General features: G+C 40.9%; 17 protein-coding genes and 1 tRNA gene. 13 read left to right on the top strand and 5 right to left on the bottom strand.

Going from position 1 to position 21,583, the window contains the following annotated elements:
* The first annotated feature begins 29 nt into the window (after positions 1–29).
* The 13 genes from dnaE to D2V08_RS08005 all read left to right on the top strand — a co-directional run bounded on the left by dnaE (position 30) and on the right by D2V08_RS08005 (position 12,243).
* Positions 30–4,415 (top strand): DNA polymerase III subunit alpha, encoded by a 4,386-nt coding sequence (dnaE, locus tag D2V08_RS08065; protein WP_119607522.1) that lies wholly within the window; start codon positions 30–32, stop codon positions 4,413–4,415.
* 102 nt (positions 4,416–4,517) lie between these two features.
* Positions 4,518–4,835: a thioredoxin gene (trxA, locus tag D2V08_RS08060; RefSeq protein WP_100817082.1), complete on the top strand. Its 318-nt coding sequence runs from the start codon at positions 4,518–4,520 to the stop codon at positions 4,833–4,835.
* 83 nt (positions 4,836–4,918) lie between these two features.
* The gene (locus D2V08_RS08055; RefSeq protein WP_119607521.1) at positions 4,919–5,848 is read left to right on the top strand and encodes a DUF58 domain-containing protein; all 930 of its coding nucleotides are present in this window, start codon (positions 4,919–4,921) and stop codon (positions 5,846–5,848) included.
* Between the two features lie 126 nt (positions 5,849–5,974).
* Positions 5,975–6,048 (top strand) — tRNA-Asp (locus tag D2V08_RS08050).
* A 197-nt stretch (positions 6,049–6,245) separates the two neighbouring features.
* Positions 6,246–6,749, top strand: a complete 504-nt coding sequence (locus tag D2V08_RS08045) for a pyridoxamine 5'-phosphate oxidase family protein (RefSeq protein ID WP_119607520.1) — start codon at positions 6,246–6,248, stop codon at positions 6,747–6,749.
* A 381-nt stretch (positions 6,750–7,130) separates the two neighbouring features.
* Entirely contained in the window at positions 7,131–7,574 is a 444-nt protein-coding gene (locus D2V08_RS08040) for a GNAT family N-acetyltransferase (RefSeq protein ID WP_119607519.1), read from the top strand.
* An 8-nt stretch (positions 7,575–7,582) separates the two neighbouring features.
* Positions 7,583–7,780 (top strand): 30S ribosomal protein S21, encoded by a 198-nt coding sequence (rpsU, locus tag D2V08_RS08035; protein WP_119607518.1) that lies wholly within the window; start codon positions 7,583–7,585, stop codon positions 7,778–7,780.
* A 29-nt stretch (positions 7,781–7,809) separates the two neighbouring features.
* Entirely contained in the window at positions 7,810–8,001 is a 192-nt protein-coding gene (locus D2V08_RS08030; RefSeq protein ID WP_119607517.1) for a hypothetical protein, read from the top strand.
* A 39-nt stretch (positions 8,002–8,040) separates the two neighbouring features.
* Positions 8,041–8,847, top strand: a complete 807-nt coding sequence (proC, locus tag D2V08_RS08025; RefSeq protein ID WP_119607516.1) for a pyrroline-5-carboxylate reductase — start codon at positions 8,041–8,043, stop codon at positions 8,845–8,847.
* Between the two features lie 3 nt (positions 8,848–8,850).
* Complete coding sequence (gene proB / locus D2V08_RS08020; RefSeq protein WP_119607515.1) at positions 8,851–9,627, top strand: glutamate 5-kinase; 777 nt, start codon at positions 8,851–8,853, stop codon at positions 9,625–9,627.
* Positions 9,627–10,826, top strand: coding sequence for a glutamate-5-semialdehyde dehydrogenase (locus tag D2V08_RS08015; protein WP_119607514.1), 1,200 nt, complete (start codon positions 9,627–9,629; stop codon positions 10,824–10,826). The genes proB and D2V08_RS08015 overlap by 1 nt, the downstream gene beginning before the upstream one ends.
* A gap of 181 nt (positions 10,827–11,007) precedes the next feature.
* Positions 11,008–11,334, top strand: a complete 327-nt coding sequence (locus D2V08_RS08010) for a YegP family protein (RefSeq protein WP_119607513.1) — start codon at positions 11,008–11,010, stop codon at positions 11,332–11,334.
* 615 nt (positions 11,335–11,949) lie between these two features.
* Positions 11,950–12,243, top strand: coding sequence for a LytR/AlgR family response regulator transcription factor (locus D2V08_RS08005; RefSeq protein WP_245980536.1), 294 nt, complete (start codon positions 11,950–11,952; stop codon positions 12,241–12,243).
* Positions 12,244–12,250: 7 nt separating this feature from the next.
* On the opposite strand, the gene D2V08_RS08000 is transcribed toward D2V08_RS08005, so the two are convergent.
* From D2V08_RS08000 to D2V08_RS07980, 5 genes are all read right to left on the bottom strand, one after another.
* Positions 12,251–12,832, bottom strand: a complete 582-nt coding sequence (locus tag D2V08_RS08000) for a precorrin-2 dehydrogenase/sirohydrochlorin ferrochelatase family protein (protein WP_119607512.1) — start codon at positions 12,830–12,832, stop codon at positions 12,251–12,253.
* Positions 12,833–12,933: 101 nt separating this feature from the next.
* Positions 12,934–13,875, bottom strand: a complete 942-nt coding sequence (locus D2V08_RS07995; protein ID WP_119607511.1) for a PorP/SprF family type IX secretion system membrane protein — start codon at positions 13,873–13,875, stop codon at positions 12,934–12,936.
* 2 nt (positions 13,876–13,877) lie between these two features.
* On the bottom strand, positions 13,878–18,023 hold the full coding sequence (locus tag D2V08_RS07990) for a T9SS type B sorting domain-containing protein (protein WP_119607510.1): 4,146 nt from the start codon (positions 18,021–18,023) through the stop codon (positions 13,878–13,880).
* A gap of 278 nt (positions 18,024–18,301) precedes the next feature.
* Positions 18,302–20,092: a ribonucleoside-diphosphate reductase subunit alpha gene (locus D2V08_RS07985; RefSeq protein ID WP_119607509.1), complete on the bottom strand. Its 1,791-nt coding sequence runs from the start codon at positions 20,090–20,092 to the stop codon at positions 18,302–18,304.
* 3 nt (positions 20,093–20,095) lie between these two features.
* Complete coding sequence (locus D2V08_RS07980; RefSeq protein WP_119607508.1) at positions 20,096–21,370, bottom strand: ribonucleotide-diphosphate reductase subunit beta; 1,275 nt, start codon at positions 21,368–21,370, stop codon at positions 20,096–20,098.
* Positions 21,371–21,583: the final 213 nt, after the last annotated feature.

The raw sequence follows: 21,583 nt of genomic DNA, 5'->3' as shown, positions 1-21,583 counted from the left end.
TTCCTTTTTTTGACCGAGACAGATAGCTTATGTATTTAATTTTTGATACGGAAACCACAGGTTTGCCCAAACGTTGGAATGCTCCTATTACCGATACCGATAACTGGCCAAGATGCGTTCAGATAGCATGGCAATTGCACGATGAACTCGGAAATCTGATAGAGCATCAAGACTTTTTGGTAAAACCCGAAGGGTTCAATATTCCATACGAAGCGGAACAGATACACGGCATATCCACAGCTTTGGCAGAAGAAAAAGGCGTTCCTTTAAGTGAAGTTCTGGAAGCTTTTAACAAAGCAATGCGGCAAACCAAATTTGTAGTCGGTCAAAATGTGGGCTTCGATATCAACATTATGGGGTGTGAATTCCATCGTGAAGGCGTAGAAAGTCCAATGACCGAACTTCCCGTTCTCGATACTTGTACCGAACACACTGCGGAACTTTGTAAAATACCTGGAGGTCGAGGTGGTAAATTCAAGCTACCTACCCTTACCGAGCTTCACGAGTTTTTGTTCGGGGAACCCTTTTCCGAAGCACATAATGCAACGGCCGATGTTGAGGCGACCACGCGTTGCTTTTTGGAGTTGATTCGTAAAAAGCAGTATTCTTACCAAGAACTCGATGTTCAACCCGATTATTTTGAACGATTCTCCGAAACCAATCCTAAGGAGATAGAACTTATTGGGTTAAAGCATATCAATCTAAAAGCTGCATCCAAAGAAATTGCCGATGCCCTTTGGACAGAAGATACCGGAGGGGTTTCTGATGAGGAAATCCAAGAAAACGTGGAGACGCTGGAGGAGGAACCTTTTGTCCACCTACACAACCACTCACAGTTTTCGGTGCTTCAGTCCACCATCAATATAAAAGATTTGGTAAAAGCCACTGCCAACCATGGCATGCCCGCCGTTGCCCTTACCGACCACGCCAATATGATGGGCGCCTTTCATTTTGTAAAAGAAGTGATAGGACACAACAAAGCCGTAAAGGCTAAAAACGAAGAACTTATAGCCAATGGTGAGCAACCTGCGGAAAAAGAAATCACGCCCATTGTTGGTTGTGAATTTTTTGTCTGCGAGGACCACACCAATAAAAATGTGAAGGACTACGGGCATCAAATTGTACTCTTGGCCAAGAACAAAAAAGGGTACCACAACTTGGCTAAAATGTCCTCGATTGCATATACCGATGGATTCTACTACGTACCCAGAATCGATAAAAAAGTTGTTGAGCAATACAAAGAAGATGTAATCGCCCTTACGGGAAACTTGTACGGTGAAGTACCCAACAAAATTTTGAATGTTGGCGAAAAACAGGCCGAAGAAGCCCTTATTTGGTGGAAAGAACAGTTTGGTGATGATTTCTACATTGAAATCATGCGCCACGGTCAAGAAGATGAGGATCGCGTAAACCAAGTTTTGGTGCGAATGGCCAAAGACCACAATGTAAAACTGGTTGCTACCAACAACACCTATTATTGTGATAAAAAAGACGCCGAAGCACACGATATTTTATTGTGCGTAAAGGATGGTGAAAAACAATCCACGCCAATCGGGCGAGGTAGAGGTTATCGTTACGGATTGCCCAACCAAGAGTACTACTTCAAGTCTTCGGACGAAATGAAGGAGCTCTTTAAAGACTTGCCTCAAGCCATTTTGAACATTAAAGAGATTGTGGACAAAATTGAGCCCTACGATCTTGCCAGTGATATTTTGCTGCCCAAATTTGGTATCCCGGAAGAATTCAAGGACCCAGAAGATGAAGTTGATGGAGGCAATCGAGGTGAGAATGCCTATCTAAGACATATTACTTACAAAGGAGCCGAGAAACGCTACGGTGAACTTACGGATGAAATTAGGGAGCGGATAGATTTTGAGTTGGAAATTATCAAGAACTCAGGCTATCCCGGATACTTTTTGATTGTAGAGGATTTTATCCGCGAAGCTCGAAATATGGATGTTTCCGTGGGCCCGGGAAGGGGGTCCGCAGCAGGTTCGGTGGTGGCATACTGTTTAACGATCACCAATATCGACCCTTTGAAGTACGACCTGCTTTTTGAGCGGTTCCTGAATCCAGATAGGGTATCCATGCCCGATATCGATATTGATTTTGATGATGAAGGACGTAGCCGTGTGATGGACTACGTAATCAATAAATATGGTGCCAACCAAGTGGCACAAATCATCACTTACGGTACCATGGCGGCAAAATCATCCATTAGGGATACCGCCCGTGTATTGGATCTGCCCCTGGGTGATGCCGACCGTATCGCCAAGTTGATTCCCAATATGTCCAAGCTCAACAAGATATTTGGTGTTGACGAGGCAATTTTAAAGAAAAAATTCCGTGCCGATGACTTGGAAAAAGTACATGAATTGCTCAACATTTCGGAAACCGATGATCTAGAAGGACAAACCTTGAAGATGGCCCGTGTGCTTGAAGGTTCATTAAGAAACACAGGAATTCATGCCTGTGGGGTCATCATCACCCCGGACGACATCACCAACTTTGTACCCGTATCTGTTGCCAAGGATTCCGATCTTTATGTTACCCAGTTCGATAACTCCGTAGTAGAAAGTGCTGGTCTGCTAAAAATGGATTTCTTGGGATTAAAGACCTTGACCCTGATCAAGGACACCGTCAAAATCGTAAAGGCAAGGACAGGAACAGAGCTGGTACCCGATGATTTTCCACTGGATGATGAAAAAACATACGAGCTTTTCCAACGAGGGGAAACCGTAGGGGTATTCCAGTACGAATCCCCGGGGATGCAGAAACACATGAAAAACCTGAAACCAACGGTTTTTGATGATCTTATTGCCATGAATGCCCTCTACAGACCAGGCCCCATGGAATACATCCCGAGCTTTATTGCCCGTAAACATGGTGACGAAGAGATTACGTATGACCTTCCCGATATGGAGGAATATCTACAGGAAACCTACGGAATTACCGTGTACCAAGAGCAGGTGATGTTGCTCTCCCAGAAACTGGCCGGGTTCTCCAAAGGTGATGCGGACGTGCTCCGAAAAGCCATGGGTAAAAAGATTTTTGCCCTTCTGGAAAAACTAAAACCCCAGTTCTTGGATGGTGGGGAGAAAAACGGTCATCCGCGCGACGTGCTCGAAAAAATCTGGAAGGACTGGGAAGCATTTGCTTCCTACGCCTTTAACAAGAGTCACTCTACCTGTTATGCCTATATCGCGTATCAAACGGCCTATTTAAAGGCCCACTACCCTGCCGAATATATGGCCGCTGTGTTGTCCAACAACATGAACGACATTAAGCAGGTTACCTTTTTTATGGAAGAGTGTAAACGTATGGGGCTGGAAGTTCTGGGGCCAGACGTTAACGAATCCTATTACAAATTTGCCGTGAACAAGGACAATGCGGTACGGTTTGGCATGGGAGCCATTAAAGGTGTGGGACGTTCCGCAGTGGAGACCATTGTCGAAAACCGAAAGGACGACGGGCACTACAAATCTATTTTTGACCTGGCCAAACGGGTCGATTTACGGGCAGCCAACAAAAAAGCATTCGAGAACTTGGCGCTGGCAGGAGGGTTTGATTCCTTTGGAGACACCCATCGAGCCCAATATTTCCATGATGAGGGTGATGGTATCACATTCTTGGAAAAGGCTGTAAAATATGGTTCCAAGTTTCAAGAGAATCAAAATTCGTCACAAGTGAGCCTTTTTGGTGAAGCAAGCGAGGTACAGATTCCAGAACCCATTGTTCCTCCCTGTGAAGAATGGGGCACCATGGAAAAGCTGCGCCGCGAAAAAGAAGTGGTCGGTATTTATATTTCGGGGCACCCGTTGGATGATTTTAAAAAGGAAATCAAGGCGTTCTGCAAGAACACGGTTAGCGATTTCTCCCGTTTGGAAGAGCATGTAAACAGGGAACTCACTGTTGCCGGGGTAATTACCGATGTGCAGCACCGGGTTTCCAAAAATGGCAAGGGCTGGGGACTCTTCACACTGGAAGATTACAACGAATCTTATGAACTTCGGATTTTTGGGGAGGAGTATTTAAAGTTCCGTCATTTTTTGATGATCAATTCCTTTGTACACGTGAGGGCCTTTGTGCGCGAGGGCTGGGTAAATCGCGATACGGGCAAAAAGGGTGACCCAAGGCTTCAGTTCAACGATTTTAAACAGCTTCAAGATGTAATGGATGCTTTTGCCAAGAAGCTTACCATCAAACTAAATATTGACAGATTGCAGGAACAACGGATTCAAACCCTGAAGGATACTTTAAGGTTACATAAAGGAGAGCATCCTATTAGTTTTGTAATTTATGAAATGCAAGAGGAAATAAAATTGAAATTATCGAGTCGAAAACAGAAAGTGAAAATCAACAGCGAATTACTTTCAGAGTTGGATGCCCATGAAATTCACTATAAATTAAATTAGGTCATAACTATTACCAATGGCACAATAATTAAAACGAATATGTTGTATGTAAGTTACATGGGCATTATTTGACTAACTTTGCATAATATTAAAATAAATAAGATGGCACTAGAAATAACAGATGCAACTTTTGACGAAGTAGTTTTAAAAAGCGACAAGCCTGTCCTAGTAGATTTTTGGGCAGCATGGTGTGGGCCTTGTAGAATGGTAGGTCCAATCATTGAAGAAGTAGGACAAGAATACGACGGTAAAGCCGTTGTTGGTAAAGTAGATGTTGATGCAAACCAACAATTTGCCGCCAAATATGGTGTACGTAACATCCCAACTGTTTTGGTTTTTAAAGATGGCGAGGTGATTAACCGTCAAGTAGGCGTATCTCCTAAAAAAGTTTACACGGATGCAATTGATGCAGCACTGTAAAAAACCATTTAAATAATGGATTTTAAAAAAGGTTTGGCAAATGCCAAACCTTTTTTATTTTATCTTGTCTGCAGAAACAAGTCATGGATGTAAGATCGGAACTTAGCAAAGCAACCCTTTTTCAGAATTTGGAACTTTTGGCAAACCAAATTGTGGAAGGTTTTATTAGTGGTATCCATAAAAGTCCTTTCCATGGGTTCTCTGCGGAGTTTGCCGAACATAAAATCTATAACCCAGGGCAGAGCACCAAACATATTGATTGGAAACTCTTCGCTCGGACCGACCGTTTGTACACCAAACGTTTTGAGGACGAGACCAACCTGCGTTGCCACATGATTTTGGACAACTCAGCATCCATGTATTACCCCGAAGTCAAAGAATATTCCCTGGACAAACTTAACAAAATTGGATTTGGAGTACTTTCTATTGCTGCTTTAATGCAGGTTTTGAAGAAACAACGCGATGCAGTGGGGCTAAGTATTTATTCGGACACCTACGATTTTCATGCATCAGAAAAGAACAGTGAGCGACATTTTCAAATGTTGTATAACAAATTGAACGAGGTCGTGGCAAACAAAACCAACACGAAAGAGACCAAAACATACACCTTTCTGCATCAAATTGCCGAGAAAATACACCGAAGAAGCTTAATTTTTTTATTTACGGACATGTTTCAAACAGAGGCCGAAGAGGAAAAACTTTTTGAAGCACTGCGCCATCTCAAATACAACAAACATGCAGTAGTCCTTTTTCACTTGTTGGACCACGAGCACGAACTCAATTTTGATTTTGACAATGCCCCCAAACGTTTTGTGGATGTAGAAACAGGTGAACAGATAGATTTGTATGCCGATTCCATTAAGAAAGCATATTCGGAAAAAGTATTGGAATATCAGAAGGACTTGAAACTTAAATGCGCACAGTACCAAATAAAATATGTAGGGGTCGATGTTCGCTCGGACTTCTCCCAGGTACTGAATTCCTTTATGATCGAGAGGCAGAAGTTTGCTTGACTATTTTTTTAAAAAAATGTTTTGCCATATCCGAAATGAGAATGTATATTTGCACTCGCTTTAAAAAAGCAAATGAACAAGATTTGAATTCGACTGTTGTCGGAGTCTTACAAAGATAAAATCATTGGTCTGGTAGTTCAGTTGGTTAGAATACCTGCCTGTCACGCAGGGGGTCGCGGGTTCGAGTCCCGTCCAGACCGCAAAAAGCTCCGAGAAATCGGGGCTTTTTTGTTTTTAACACCTACCCTATTTACTCCAAACACCAATAATACCCTTCAAATTGCTTAAATATCGGTGATACCGTTAAACATCCCATCATTTGAGCAAAGCAAACCCACACGCAACACTTATCTTATTATCGAATATCTGAATTGATATAACGTAAAATAAAAAATAGATGAACAATAAAAACTACAGGAACAACCCGGAAGGGCTCCGACACATAAGAACTTTAATCGATGAACAGAAAACAGTAATGATGGCCAGTGAATTGGACACCATACCATTTTCCATCTGTCCCATGACGCTTCAACAAATGGATGAACAAGGAGATTTATGGTTCTTTGCTTCAAAGGACAGTGGGCTTTTTAGGGACATAGAAAAAGATAATAGAGTACAAATCATCTACTCAGATGAACAAAAACATACATACATTTCCATCTTTGGAAACGCCACCCACATTATAGCGAATCAAAAAAGAGATGAATTGTGGAATTCAAACCTCCTAAATTGGTTCGATGGCAAGGAAGATTCAAATTTGGCCTTGATCAATGTAAATATGGAGAATGCTTTCTATTGGGACAACGAAAATTCGGAACTCGTCTCTTTATTTAAAATTGGAAAAGGCGGTTCCGTTAAGGAGAAATCAGGTGCAGGAGTAAAAGGTTTTGTTAATCTTTAGCAAACTGGCACCTATAATTCAATAGGAAAAGGTAGACTACTATAACGTTTTCAGAAATTAAAAATATTGCCAAGAAAATGTTAGAGAAAACATAAACCCCAGTATTATTGGGATTTAAGGGCTACTTTACTTACCTTTGTCCCGATGAACGTCAAGCTCCACGAGAGAAAAAATTGCAGGATTCTAAGTTTTAATTATCTGGTATTTCGAAACCAGCCAGATAAGTTTATTCCGCCTACCCTATAATCACCTTTCCCCGACACGGGAAAATTGACCCAATTTAAATGGGAATTCACGGAAAATTTTTTTCGACATTTCCATTACGCCCTATTTGTAATCATTAATTAAAAAACTAGATCCATTATCGTTCAAAATAAAAGCATGGTAATCAAGACCTACGATGCCTACACTAGACTTTCTACCATGGAGGCTAACCGATTTGCCAACTTCCTTTTCGAACATCAAGAAGGGAAGAAAGCTACGAAGAAGGCCATTAGAAAGGCCATCCAGTATTCCACTAAAGACATTCCAGGATTGGGAGGATATGTTTTTGCCATGGAAGAGAGGGATGAAATTCTAGGTTTGGCCGTTGTGAACAAGACAGGTATGGGAGACTATATCCCCGAAAATTTTCTGGTATTCTTTGTTATACACAGAAACCATAGGGATAACGACATCGAACAAAAGCTATTGGACTACACGCTCCAATATTGCAAAGGGGACGTTGCCATTCATATTACGAGTGAAAACCAATATCCGAATAAAAAGTTTTTTGAAGAAAAAGGGTTCAATGCAACCCATTTAGAAATGAGATTGAACAGATAAACCATTATATGCTAAAAATTGAAGTTAAGTCAGGCGAAAGTATTGAAAGGGCTCTAAAACGCTACAAGAGAAAATATAGAAACACGAAGCGTTTGGACCAAATACGCAGTCATCAAGAATACACTAAAAAGTCCGTAGAACGCCGAAAAACATTAAAAAAGGCACAATACAAGGAACAATTCCTAAAAGAACAAGAAGACCAATAACATTAAAAACAAAAAGTATCAACAACAAAATGAGACTTTCAAGAATTAAAAGGGAAACCAAATATGAAAAACGCTACAGCGTTAAAATGGGGGAACTTACCACCCAGGTAACGTACATTAGAAAGTACATTATGGGGCTTCCCGTTCGCACTTTGCACAAATACCGTGAAACTTATGACGGAAAAGTGAAAGATTGCAAAGAATGCAATGTATTAGCATAACACCATTATAATTTATTATATAACCCTTTAATAAAACAAATGAAAGTATTGGTTATTGGCGCAGGTAACATGGGGCTTACCTATGCCACAGGAATGTCTAAATCCAAATTGTTGAAAAAACGCAACATTATGGTGCTGGACAAGTCAAAAGAAAAATTGGAAGAAGTGGGTAAAATTGCCTATTTCGATGCCATTGATAGGATTGAAGACTGCGTTCCACAAGCAGATATCATCTTTTTGGCTGTTAAACCCTATCATGCCGAAGAACTTTTCCAACGCATGAAAAAATTGGTGAATCCGGAACAATTGTTCATTTCCATAATGGCCGGAGTCACCATAAACTACATTCAAGAAGCTTTAGGAATCAAAAAAGTGGTAAGGGCCATGCCCAATCTTCCAGCTCAAGTTGGTAAAGGACTTACCAGCTATGTATCCGCAGAGGAAGTATCTCGATTAGAGTTATTTATGGTTGAAGGTCTATTGGACACTACTGGAAAATCACTTCGGGTTAAAAATGAAAAGTTCATTGATGCATCTACCGGAATTTCCGGAAGTGGTCCGGCTTACGTGTTCTATTTTATGCAAAGCATGATGGAAGCCGCTCTGCAAATGGGATTCTCAGAAAATGTATCCAAAGTATTAGTAAGCCAAACCTTTACAGGTGCAGTTGAGCTGTTTAATCAAAACAACCTAAATCCCGATACTTGGATGGAAATGGTTGCCTCCAAAGGAGGGACAACCAGAGCTGCTTTGGATTCCATGGAAGACAACAATGTAAACGAATTAATTAAAGAAGCCGCCTTTGCAGCATTTGGAAGAGCTGTGGAATTAGGCGAAGAATACTAAATCATGTATAAAGAACTAGTGGTCATCAAAGTAGGTACAAATGTGATGACCAACAAAGACAATAGAATTGTAAGACCTGTGCTCAACAGTTTGGTACAACAAATTGCAGAGTTATACGAACGAGACATCATGACCATTTTGGTCTCCTCTGGGTCGGTAATCGCCGGTAAGGAGGTTTTGGGTAAAGCAAAAATCAAGGATAAGACCCAACGCAGGCAAGTATACTCTGCCATTGGGCAACCCAGAATGATGAGGCATTATTACAACATATTCAATGATTACGGTATGAAATGTGCCCAGGTACTCCCCACAAAAAGGGATTTTAACCCTGGTGTACACCGCGACAATATGATCAATTGTCTTGAAGGCCTCCTTTCCGAAGGAGTTATCCCGATAGCCAATGAGGATGATGCGGTTTCCGTTTCCATGTCAATGTTTTCCGATAACGATGAGTTGGCAACATTGCTAGCGCAATTAATGAGGGCAGATAAACTTATCCTTATGACCGATATCGACGGTCTTTATGATGGACACCCTGAAAAGGAGGAGTCCAAGGTAATAGATAAGGTAGAGCCAAAAGAAGACTTGGAGAAGTATATTGAAGAAGGAAACAAACAAGAAGGTGAAGGCCGTGGCGGTATGGGCTCCAAATTGAGCTATGCACAAAAAGCTGCTGCCGATAATATTCCATCCTACATTGTTAACGGTAAGCGAGATAATGTAATCCTTGATATTATAGAAGGAAAGAACGTAGGAACTGAAGTTTCAAAACCAGAGTAATGAAATTATTAAACACAGAATTAAAAAATAAAGTATTACAAGATATGGAGCGCATTCTTGATGAAAATCGGGATGAGCTGCTCCAAGCAAATAAAAAAGATTTAGACGCTTTTAATCGCGACGACCAAGCTTTGTATGATCGTTTGGTAGTAGACCAGACGAAAGTGGATCAAATGATTCAGGCCGTGAAGGAAGTACGTTTGCAGGAAGACCCTGTAAACAAAGAAATCTCCACAAGGGAGTTGGACAACGGGTTAAAAATCATCAACCGTACAGCACCATTCGGGACAATCATGATTATTTATGAATCCCGCCCCGATGTAACCGTGGAGGCCGCCGTACTTGCTTTCAAGGCCAATAACAAAATATTGCTAAAAGGTGGTAAAGAAGCCTACCATAGCAACAAGGCACTTGTAAAGTTCTGGCACCAAGCGTTGACTGAAAATGGACTCTCCGAAGACTTTATTCAGTTCTTGGAAATGGACAGAACCCAAACGCAGGAGTTTTTAAGGAATCCTGATCAAGATTTGGACCTTATCGTACCTCGTGGAGGCGAACGTTTGATCGCATTTGTAAAAGAACATGCGAAGTGTGCAGTGCTTATTAGTGGTAGAGGAAACAACTTCCTATATGTACATAAAGAGGCAGATTGGGAGAAAAGTCTGAAAGTGATTTTAAATGCCAAAACCCATAAAATTTCAGCCTGTAATGCATTGGACAAAATTTTAATGGATACCCAAATTGATGGTTACGAGGACAGGCTGAATGAATTGAAGCAGGTACTCACAGCAAATAATGTTTCCATTATAGTAGATGATGAAGTCAAAAAAGTTTTGACGGATGAAGATACCATTACAGATGAATCTATCTGGCAAGAGGAATTTTTGGCTATGAAGTGCGTTATCGGCGCCGTCAACAATATTGATGAGGCCGTGGAAAAAATCAACAAAAACTCAGGAGGGCACTCTGCTTCCATTATGACGGAAAACAATGATGTGGCCAAGACCTTTATGGAAAACGTGGACTGTGCTGCAGTATACCAGAACGCCTCAACCCGATTCACCGATGGTGGACAAATGGGGGTTGGCGCTGAATTGGCAATTAGTACGGACAAATTGCACCACCGAGGTCCATTAGGCCTAAAACAATTGGTAACTAACAAATACTATGTATTTGGAGATGGACAGATTAGGGTGTAAAAATTATATATACAATAAAAAAGGAGGCAAAATTGTCTCCTTTTTTTGTGTGTAAAACTTTTATTCTATTCCCAAAGTGTTTCTCAAAGCATCCAAAACTTATTTTATTATCAATTTTCGCATCTTTTATTGGTCATTTTTTAATAAAATATCTAGATTTATTACTTAAAATAGATTAAGTATGGGAAAATTTGAGATTAAAACGGATAAAGCCGGCAAGTTCAGGTTTAATTTAAAAGCTGGGAACGGCCAAGTAATTTTAAGCAGTCAGGGATATTCATCCAAAGATGGCTGCGAAAATGGTATCGAGTCTGTGAAAAAGCATTCACAGGAAGATGGAAATTTTGAAAGAAACACCGCAAAGGATGGCAGCCCATTCTTTAACCTAAAAGCATCAAATGGCCAAGTTATAGGCAATAGCGAAATGTATTCCAGCGAATCTGCCATGGAAAACGGTATTGCTTCCGTAAAAAAGAACGCGCCAAGTGCATCGGTAGAGGAAATCTAATTGACCATACCGTTTTAAATAATTAAGAACAGTCCTAAAGGGCTGTTTTTTTATGCTTGTTTTTTTCTTCCTCAAACCAAAAAGGGCATTCATTGGTTCAAACAGGTCATCCGTAAAACGGAGGACTTCTATATCATTTTTACCACTTATGTTTGTTGTGCAATCGCGTTAGTGCATATTGATAAGCAAGATCTATTTAACGCATGCATATATAGCAATTCACTTTTGAAGACTGTTGGCCATAAAAGTGTTTAGTTTAGTTGAGGTTTCCGTTACGCCAAGGAATTTTAAAATTCTTTGGTTGTAATGGTTTTTTGCTTTGGGGGCAACTCGTAATAGGTAGGAATACTCTTCACTTCAAAATGGTGTATAAATTCAACTGCCCCATTCGTCAATCCAAAAGCCCGATTCGTTTATTTGTCCCTATAGATCATCATTATTTATATTCTATTTGTCTTTTCAAAAACATGAAAACCAAACCCTAAACGTAGATCATGGAAAATAAAATGATGTATTTAAGGAAGCTAATAATAGGCTTATTATTGACTTCGACAATCAACGTAATCCAATCCCAATCCTATCTTGGGTATTTGGAAGATAATTATAACGGGGTGCATGGAATTTATTGCTATGGACGATATCATAGCATGTAAGGCAGATGGCTCATATACCAGTTTTGTCCTTGAGCACAATAATACCCTATTGGTGAGCAAACACTTAAAGGAATATGAAAATCTATTGTCTGAACATCAATTTATGCGTGTTCACAACAGTTACCTCATCAATTTAAAAAAGGTGAAAAAATATATCAAATCAGATGGGGGCTATGTGATAATGAACAACGATTTGCAGGTAAACATTTCACCCAGAAAAAAAGATGATTTGATTGAAGCCATGAAACGGTTGTAGAACCTTTTTAATCTTTCTTATTGACCAAGCCTTTTGTGAACTCGTTCAAGGCCTCTACCTTTTGCTCAAAATCACCTTTTAAAGTCTTGCGGTATTCATTAAGGTTGTTCACAAGGTCATCTATATTTTCGGGGAGCACATCCTCAAAAAATTGACGTAACCGCTTTGCTGTTGTCGGGGATTTCCCGTTGGTAGAAATGGCAACTTTTACATTGCCCTTGGTCACAATACCGCCCATATAAAAATCACAAAAGGGTGGATTATCTGCCACATTCACCAGTTTACTTTGCCTTCTACAGTCATGGTACACCTGCTCGTTCACTTCAGGCTTGTCTGTGCAAGCTATAACCATATGTTTCCCTTCCAAATACTTCTTAACATACACATCCTTGGTAGTTTCCACATTGTGCTTTTCCGCTAATTCCAAAGTGTCGGGTAAAAACTCAGGGGCTACCATCTGTACTTGTGCTTTGGGACTGGATTTCAACAAAAAAGTCAATTTTTCCAACCCAACATTGCCTCCACCCACAATGAGCACATTCAAGTTTGAAACTTTTAAAAAAACGGGATACAACTCATTCCTCTCCATAGCAAATCAATTTTAGCAACTAATTTTTCATTGCAATGCTAAAGATAATGACAATTTCTAGCTGAAGAATAGTTCTTAAAGGAAGATACATTTACTAAAACTTAGAACGTAGGCTCCTCTTTTGGTTTTTTGCTGGATTTGAACTCGTATCGCACAAAAAGTTCGTGAGACCCTCCTGTGTAGCTTGCCAAATTGGAAGTGGTTAAATCGTAGGCATAGCCCGCACTAAAATTCGGGTTAATCTGCATTCCCAACAAAGTGGAAAAAGAATCGTCCCAACGGTAGGCCAAACCAAAAGTGAAAGTTTCCTTGAGCATGGTATTTACCGAAACATCGGCAACGATCGGAGCACCCGGAACCCATTTTACAAAGAAAGCTGGCTTCAATTTTACATCAGGGGTCAAATCCATAACCTTTCCACCAATAAAGTAATAATGCAATCGCTCCGCAGCAATTTCTTGCTCCTCGCCATCGTAATGCTTTTGTGAAAAGAAATTGGGTATGGCAAACCCCAAATACCCCTTCTTCGTATCGTAATATATTCCCGCCCCAATAGTAGGGAAGAATTTGCTTTTGATATTATTTTGAAAGGCCACATCCGCATCTTCAGTAAGTCCTTTGGAAAAATCCACATCAAAAATGCGTCCGCCCAACTTCATCCCAAAAGAAAGCTTACTATTGGCACTATCCAATTGAATGGTATAGGAAACATTTCCGTCGACCGATATTTCGGAAGAAGGTCCCAAGGCATCACGAGAGATGATTCCCCCTATCCCAAGTTTGTTTTCCAAAGGTGTATCCACGGCCAATACTTGCGTATTAGGAGCACCATTTACTCCTACCCATTGTGATCGGTGCAACAACAAAGCTGTTAAATGGCCATTGGAACCAGCATAGGCTGGATTAACACTCATGGTGTTGTACATATATTGGGTGAATTGAGGGTCTTGCTGTGCATACATGGAAACTGAGCACAGGGTAAACAGCAATAGACAAGCTTGTTTATATCCCTTTGTTATATGTTTTGTAAAAACAACCCCCATATTTATCTATTTAAATACAACCAATCTGTTCGTGGTTCAGACCCATCTCCTAAATCCAATACATAATAATAGGTGCCTACGGGCAGCTGGTCTTCGGGCTGAACAATGGCACGCCCATTCGGAGTACCGTCCCAATCATTCTTATACGATCGTGTCTGGAAAACAATATTTCCCCATCGGTTATACACCTGAAGTGAATTGCCAGGGTAACGAGAAATACAGTCAATCTTAAAATAGTCGTTTACACCATCACCATTCGGTGAAAATTCGTTGTACACTACCAGACAACTGGGCTCTACAAATGCTTCGGCATCATTATTACTTTCATCCACATCCCATTGGTCCACATAGGCCAAACTAACTCTGTTCATGTAATCCTCAACATCCAAAACCTCTACAGTAAGCAGCAAAGTGGCCGTTTCGGAAACGGGCAAGGATTCAATTTCCCAAAAAGAAGCCTCAGAATCATAAGTTCCAACAGTTACATCGGAGCTTACAAATTGATAACCGGAAGGCAGTTCTTCCTGTATTCCAATATTAACGGCATCATCTAAACCTTGATTGGTTGCGGTTATTTCAAACACAACCTGATCTCCAATATTGGGCATTGCATTATCCACATTTTTTGTGACAACAATATCGGTAGTTTGAGGCACCACAAAAACAGATACTTCATCGTCATCCGAAATACCATCGGTAAAATCATCTTGATCCATCCCTGTTGATGGATCGCTATCGGGATCCGCATACAAACTTGATGTAACAAAGGCCTCGTTTAAATATTCGTCTTCGGTTCCTGTTGGTGCATTGACCACGGCCAAAATTTCCAAACTCTCTGTATCCTCATTTAAAATGGTTCGGTTTATACTCCAAATCCCTGAATCAATATTGTAAAGCCCAGCTGTTGAGGTGTGGGATTCGTACGTATAACCAGATGGTAAAACATCGGTGACCTCAACGTTTCTGGCATCGGATGGACCGTTATTGGTGACACTTACCACAAACCGAACTACATCTCCTACATTGGGATTTGTATTGTCTACCGTTTTTGAAAGCGATAAATCGTTCAATCCACCAGGAAGGGGAATAATGGTCGCTTGATCATCCTCGGAACCTAAATTATTGTTTGGACTGGAATCTGGGTCATAAGTATCCAAGGCTATCAGTTCTGCAGTATTTTTATATTCGCCGCTTGAAAGCACAATCGCTCTGACCTCCAAAGTTTCGGTTGACCCATCGGTAATGGCGGGCAAATCCCAAGAACCAGCTATTTCGTCATAGATTCCAGCTGTTGTCGAAGCGGAAACAAATTGATAACCGTTTTCCAATTCATCTTCAATAATCAATCCTGAAGCATCGTTGGGTCCATCATTGTTCACTTCGATGGTAAAAACAACCTCATCGCCTACTTCGGGATTCATGTCGTTTACCACTTTAGATACGGAAATATCGGTTACGTGTCTTGGAGTGATCAATTGTTCGTCTTGATCATCTTCTGATAAAATATTATTATCTGGAGTGGAATCAGCATCAAAAAAAGTGGCATCAACAACCTCTGCAGTTGAGGTGTAATTCCCTGAAGGATTCACCTGGGCAACAATGTTCAGTTCCATTTGAGATTCCAAAGGAATGATTCCTACACCCCAAAGTCCATTGGATGGATTAAATGCCCCACTTGAATCATCCGAAACATAGGTAAAACCACCAGGCAATATATTCTCTACTTCAACACCTACAGCATCACTAGGTCCCTCATTGGTCAGGGTGACGGTAAAAGTAACCTGAGACCCAACATCGGGAAATTCATTGTCTACACTTATGTCTAAATTTAAATCTGCTGAAGGAATAGGTGTAGTTCCCGCATTATCCTGGTCATTTTCAAAAACATTGTTGTTGTTAGGAATTGAATTGGGGTCATATTGGTCAGAAGCAAATACTTCTGTAACATTGAAATAATCACCTGTGTTGTTTACTGTGGCCACAATGGACAGTGTTTCGGTACTTCCATCGGCCATATCTCCGTTAAGAATCCACATCCCTGTAGTGTCATTATAAATTCCCGCCGTAGTACCATGGGAAACATAAGTGTACCCATCCGGCAACAAATCCATTACCTCAACTCCAGAAGCATCACTTGGCCCAAGATTGGAAATATTAATCGTAAAAATTACTTCTTGACCTACATAAGGGCTCAATACATTTACCGATTTTCGCAATAACAGGTCGGCAACTGGAACGACAATAGGTTCTACGGTCTGCTGGTCATCTTCTGATTCGTTGTTATTGTTGGGACTGGAGTCCACATCATCTTCGGCAACATTGGTCAGCTCAGCTGTGTTGGTATAATTTCCTGTCGGTAAAATTTCCACAGCCACCTCCAGAGTCTCGGAGGCACCATTGGCCAGATCACCAACGACCCATGATCCATTGGTAGCATTGTAGGTTCCCGTTGAGGGTGTAGTATTTACCAATTGATAACCGGAAGCCAAAACATCGGTAACCACCACATTGGTGGCATCGCTAGGCCCATCATTTTGGACGGTTACAGTAAAAAGTATCTCCTCTCCCACTTCTGGAATCAGCTGGTCTACCGTTTTGGTCACAAAAATATCAACCAAAGGTTCTGGTATTACCGAAACTTCGTCTTGGTCATCCTCACCAGGCGCATCATTATTTGGGGTTGAATCAATATCAGTTTGATCATGCCCCGTAATTTCCGCAACATTGTTGTAATCTCCGGACGCATTCACATTGCAAAGGATACTTAAGCTCGTGGAACTACCATTCGCCAAAGACCCTATATTCCAAATTCCTGTGATTTCATCATAAGTACCTCCCCCATTATCAGAAACATAAGTGTATCCCGACGGTAATAGATCAGTCACTTCCACAGAAGTAGCATCGCTCGGACCATCATTGGTTACCGTCAGCGTAAACCTAACATTATCACTCACCAAGGGAGGTGATTTATCAATTGTTTTGGTCAAGGATAAATCAATGAGTTCCTCTGGAGCCACGATTACATCTCCCTGATCATCTTCCGAAGAAACACCATTGGATGGAGTTGAATCGATATCGAAAGCATCAGAAGCAATAACTTGTGAGGTATTGGTATAATTTCCTGAGGTATTTACCACAACATCAATGGTAAGGTTCTCTGTATTTCCATTGGGCAAAGTTCCCACCTCCCAAAAACCACTAATTGGATCATAGGTTCCGGTAGTCGCAGAATAGGAAACAAAATTGAACCCTGACAGTAACTGATCTACTACGCGCACATTTGTTGCAGCGTGTGGGCCATCGTTGGAAATGGATATTTCAAAACTAATCTGTTCGCCGACAAAGGGTGACAAATCTCCTCCTACAACCGACTTGATCAAGGATAAATCGGCTTGGAGCGGAGCTACTGTTATGTTATCCTCATCATCTTCACTCTGGTCACCATCATCGTTATTGGGCGTACTGTCCACATCCAATTGATTTGCAAAAATTACTTCGGCTATATGGGTGAATTCTCCCAGTGTGCCCGTTGGTGTCTGTACCGTGGCATTAAAATTTAAAGACGCTGTATTGGTTCCTACGGGAACATTAATTCCCGTCCAAGTTACTTTATCTGTCAAAAAACTGAAGGTTCCGCTATTATTAATAGCGGTAATATTTGTGAAACCAAAGGGAACCAAGTTTTCAATAGCTACCCCTGTAGCACCAACACCTCCGATATTGCTCAGATTGATGGTAAAAGTGACCACATCGCCTATATCGGGTTCTGTGTCACTGACGACCATTTCCATTTCTAAATCTATGCCCTCAATGGTAATTGCTGCTTTATCTGAAGCTGTATCACAAGTGACATCGGAAACGGTCCACTCAAAAATGTAAGTCCCTAATGTGGTGTTGAATACTTGTGCATTGGGGTCGTTGATATCATTAAAAGTCACCAATGTAGGACCTGAAAGCTGTGTCCAAGACCCTGTGCCTACTGGAGGGGTATCAGCATTTAAAAAAACCGAGGTAGTCTGGTCAAAAGTTTGGTCTGTACCAGCATTAACCACACAATCCTGCGAATATGCCGCTTTAAATGAAACGAGCAGAAGTAAAACTACCAATAGCAAGCTCCTGGAAATTAGGGAGGATTGGGGTTTGTACATAGTTTAGTTGATGAGGTTCTCCTTACATAGTAAGGCTTACCCAAACTTATCAAGAACGGGTTAAAAATGAGAAGTTATGTTGTATGGCAAGACGGTTTTGTTGTGAAAACATACATTACTGATGGAAGAAAAACCGTTGTCTTACAATTGGTGCCAATACACTTTTTTAAACCGGAAATACCATTATGGAGCCGCTCCTCAGGAATAAAAAAGTATTGTGCAAAAAAAAGACCCTGTTTTACTAGGGCCCTTTTCTTTAAAGTTGGTTATTATATCTTCTATGCTTCACAGCTCACACAATCTTTCTTTTGCTTGAATTTTTGTGCAGCATTCATACTATGCTGGTAATACAAGGATTTTAGACCCAATTTCCAAGCCGTAACATGGATTTTGTTGACATCCTTGGTAGGCATATCGGGGTGTACAATAATGTTTACCGATTGTCCTTGATCAATATGATTTTGTCTGTTGGCCGCTTGATAAACAATGTCCAATTGATCCAATTCTGAATAAGTCTTGAACACCGCTTTTTCCTCCTCGGTCAAGAAATCCAAGTGCTGAACCGAACCGTCCATATCACGGATACTCTTCCAAACCTCTGAAGTGTTTTGATCTTTTTCCTCCAACAACTCCATCAAAAATGGATTTTTGATAGTGGTCTTTATTTTAGCGATATCCTTTACATAGCAATTGGACCAAATAGGCTCAATTCCTTGGGATACCTGACCCAAAATAAAGGCGGATGATGTAGTAGGTGCAATGGCGTTCAACGTAGCATTACGTCTTCCATAACCCTTCAAAACTTCGGGTTCACCAAAACGCTCCGCCAATTGTTCCGAAGCTTTATAAGAACGCTCTTTGATCTCTTTAAAAATTTCGCTGTTCAAGTTATAGGCCTCTTGGCTATTGAAGGCCAATCGTTTGGACTGCAACAAAGAGTGCCATCCCAAAGCACCTAGACCCAACGAACGGTTTTGCTTGGCAAAGTTATAAGCTCTCTCCATAAACAAGAAGGTTTGTCGATCTTCTCTATCGGAAGAATCCCTATAAACCTCCAATTTTTCGATAAACTCCGTAATTACGGCATCCAAGAAGTGAACCATGGTTTCAACCGCATCGGTCTTTTTCCATTTATCGTAATGCATCAAGTTGATACTGGAAAGCACACAAACAAAAGACCAGTTATCATTGGATGGCAACATAATCTCCGTACACAGGTTACTGGCGTGGATACGGTGATTTTTGTCTTTATAAACATCTGCAGCGCCGTCATTGGCGTTGTCAGAGAAGAACACATAGGGATATCCCATTTCCCCTCTGCGCTGCAATACTTTGGCCCAAACGGTTCTTTTATCAGTGTCACCTTCTATCATTTCTTGCATCCACTGGTTGGTCACCGTTACCCCATGGGTCAATTGCTGGATAGGATTCCCTTCGGTACCAATTTCCAAAAATTCCATGATATCCTTATGGTCAATCGGCAAATATGGAGAAAAACGACCGCGACGTACCGACCCCTGGCTTACCACATCGACCATGGATTCGAACAACTGCATAATATGAACCGCTCCAGAAGCTTGCCCATTATTTTTAACAGGAGCCCCTCTGTGCCTTATTTTACCAAAGTACCCAGATGTACCACCCCCAAGTTTGGACATCATTCCGACCTCCGACTGGGTGTACAGGATATTCCCCATGTCATCATCAATATGAGACCCAAAGCAACTGATGGGCAAACCACGTTTTTTACCAAAGTTGGACCACACTGGAGAAGCCAATGAGAAAAAACCTTCGGACATGTAACCGTAGAATTTATCCGAATACCCCGGTATCTGCAAAATCTCTTCTGCCCTATCTCCAATTTCTCGGATACGTTCCTCTGGACTTACTCCCTCCGTTAGGTATCCAGATGCCAAAAATTTTCGGCTATACTCGTTCAACCATTCAAATCCCTTGCCTTCTTCGCTTTTAAGTTTGGACAAGGTGTCCTTTCTTGCGTTTACAAGTTCTTGAGTTTTGTTGTCCTGCTTAAGTTCGGTAATTGGGGTTGTTTGTGTTCTCTTCTCCATAATTTAAAAAAGGTCGTCGCTGGTTATACTTTGTGTTCTTTTGCTATAGTTGATGGATCTTTTTACAAAAAAGTCTCCGTGTTTTGTTCCTATGATCTCGTCATCGAACCATTCGGTCTGCTCCAATAGTTTTTGATCAACGTCGAATATTTTGGTGATTCCAATGCTCTCCAATGAATTGTTGAATCTGTTTTTAATGAATTCGTTTACCAAGTTCTTTGGCAAGAAATCCAATTCACCAGCTTCAAAAATCCAGTCCACTATTTTACTTTCTGCCTCGAATGCTTTCTCACAGATATCTTGAATCATCTCTTTATAGGCATCATCAAACCATTCTGGATGTTCTTTTTTGATGATGTTGATAATATCGATACCGAAATCACCATGAATCTGTTCTTCTTTTGAAGTTGCCTCCACAACATTGGATATTCCCTTAAGCACATTTTTATGCTTATTGAACGCCATGATGATCAAAAACTGAGAGAACAGGGATACGTGCTCAATGAACAAAGAGAATAGTAAGATGGACTCAGCATACTCCTTGTTGTTCTCGCTTTTTGCATTTTTAAGGGCAGTCTCCAAATACTGCACCCGCTTCATGATAACTGGTTTTTTCTTCAGGTTTTCAAACTCCTGGTTCAATCCCAAAATCTCCAAAAGGTGGGAGTAGGCATCGTGGTGACGTACCTCACTCTCGGCAAACGTAGCTCCGACCGAACCAATTTCAGGCTTTGGCATACGATGGTAGATATCGCCCCAGAATGATTTTACCGCTACCTCAATTTGAGAAATGGCCAACATGGTATTCTTGATGGCACTACGTTCAACTTCGCTCAACCCAGATTTAAAATCCTGGATATCACTCGTAAAGTTGAACTCGGTATGTATCCAATAGGAGTGTCTAATCGCAGGCACGTACTCATACAATTGTGGATACTCGTAAGGCTTCAAATTGATGCGCTTCTCGAAGATATCCGACTCGCGCATTTGAGCCCTTTTGTTCCTGTAAATAATGTAGGCTTTTGCCGCATCGTGGAACTCACTATCCATCAGTTCGTTCTCAACAACATCTTGTACCTCCTCAACGGTCGGCAAATAATGTTCGTCTTGACTTTTTCGTTCCAACAACGTTTGGTTTACATTGTTGGCAATGGTCTGCGCATCGGTGATCTGACCATGTTCCACAGCGGTCATGGCCTTCAAGATTGCATTTGTAATCTTGTGTAAATCAAATTCTTGCGTACTAAAATCCCTCTTGGTTATGTGAGTAATCTGCATGAAGAAAACGGTTTGGAGTTGAAAAAAATAGCTTGACTGTAAAATTCACATTTTCTTTACTTGGATTTTAAGTCACCCCAATCAGGTTCTTAACACTTTTATCAACATTTGAATTTTTGGACAACGAAAATCCGTGGGAGCAAACGTAAAATAAGGGCTCCGAAAAAAACCAGCGATTCTCATCCCTATCAAATTTTTTTTCACAGTTTTTTA

Source organism: Flagellimonas lutimaris, from assembly GCF_003581615.1.
In the GTDB taxonomy this organism is placed as follows: domain Bacteria; phylum Bacteroidota; class Bacteroidia; order Flavobacteriales; family Flavobacteriaceae; genus Flagellimonas; species Flagellimonas lutimaris.
Note: the sequence above shows the minus strand (reverse complement) of the source record. Positions and strands in the feature narration are given on the sequence as shown.

Bases quoted from the DNA above. Each gene is read 5' to 3' on its own strand.
- trxA (WP_100817082.1), top strand. From the start codon at position 4,518: ATGGCACTAGAAATAACAGATGCAACTTTTGACGAAGTAGTTTTAAAA.
- D2V08_RS07995 (WP_119607511.1), bottom strand. From the start codon at position 13,875: ATGGGGGTTGTTTTTACAAAACATATAACAAAGGGATATAAACAAGCT.
- D2V08_RS08030 (WP_119607517.1), top strand. From the start codon at position 7,810: ATGAGACTTTCAAGAATTAAAAGGGAAACCAAATATGAAAAACGCTAC.
- D2V08_RS08005 (WP_245980536.1), top strand. From the start codon at position 11,950: ATGGAATTTATTGCTATGGACGATATCATAGCATGTAAGGCAGATGGC.
- D2V08_RS08040 (WP_119607519.1), top strand. From the start codon at position 7,131: ATGGTAATCAAGACCTACGATGCCTACACTAGACTTTCTACCATGGAG.
- dnaE (WP_119607522.1), top strand. From the start codon at position 30: ATGTATTTAATTTTTGATACGGAAACCACAGGTTTGCCCAAACGTTGG.
- D2V08_RS08010 (WP_119607513.1), top strand. From the start codon at position 11,008: ATGGGAAAATTTGAGATTAAAACGGATAAAGCCGGCAAGTTCAGGTTT.
- proB (WP_119607515.1), top strand. From the start codon at position 8,851: ATGTATAAAGAACTAGTGGTCATCAAAGTAGGTACAAATGTGATGACC.
- D2V08_RS07985 (WP_119607509.1), bottom strand. From the start codon at position 20,092: ATGGAGAAGAGAACACAAACAACCCCAATTACCGAACTTAAGCAGGAC.
- D2V08_RS08015 (WP_119607514.1), top strand. From the start codon at position 9,627: ATGAAATTATTAAACACAGAATTAAAAAATAAAGTATTACAAGATATG.
- D2V08_RS08045 (WP_119607520.1), top strand. From the start codon at position 6,246: ATGAACAATAAAAACTACAGGAACAACCCGGAAGGGCTCCGACACATA.
- D2V08_RS08000 (WP_119607512.1), bottom strand. From the start codon at position 12,832: ATGGAGAGGAATGAGTTGTATCCCGTTTTTTTAAAAGTTTCAAACTTG.
- proC (WP_119607516.1), top strand. From the start codon at position 8,041: ATGAAAGTATTGGTTATTGGCGCAGGTAACATGGGGCTTACCTATGCC.
- D2V08_RS08055 (WP_119607521.1), top strand. From the start codon at position 4,919: ATGGATGTAAGATCGGAACTTAGCAAAGCAACCCTTTTTCAGAATTTG.
- D2V08_RS07990 (WP_119607510.1), bottom strand. From the start codon at position 18,023: ATGTACAAACCCCAATCCTCCCTAATTTCCAGGAGCTTGCTATTGGTA.
- rpsU (WP_119607518.1), top strand. From the start codon at position 7,583: ATGCTAAAAATTGAAGTTAAGTCAGGCGAAAGTATTGAAAGGGCTCTA.
- D2V08_RS07980 (WP_119607508.1), bottom strand. From the start codon at position 21,370: ATGCAGATTACTCACATAACCAAGAGGGATTTTAGTACGCAAGAATTT.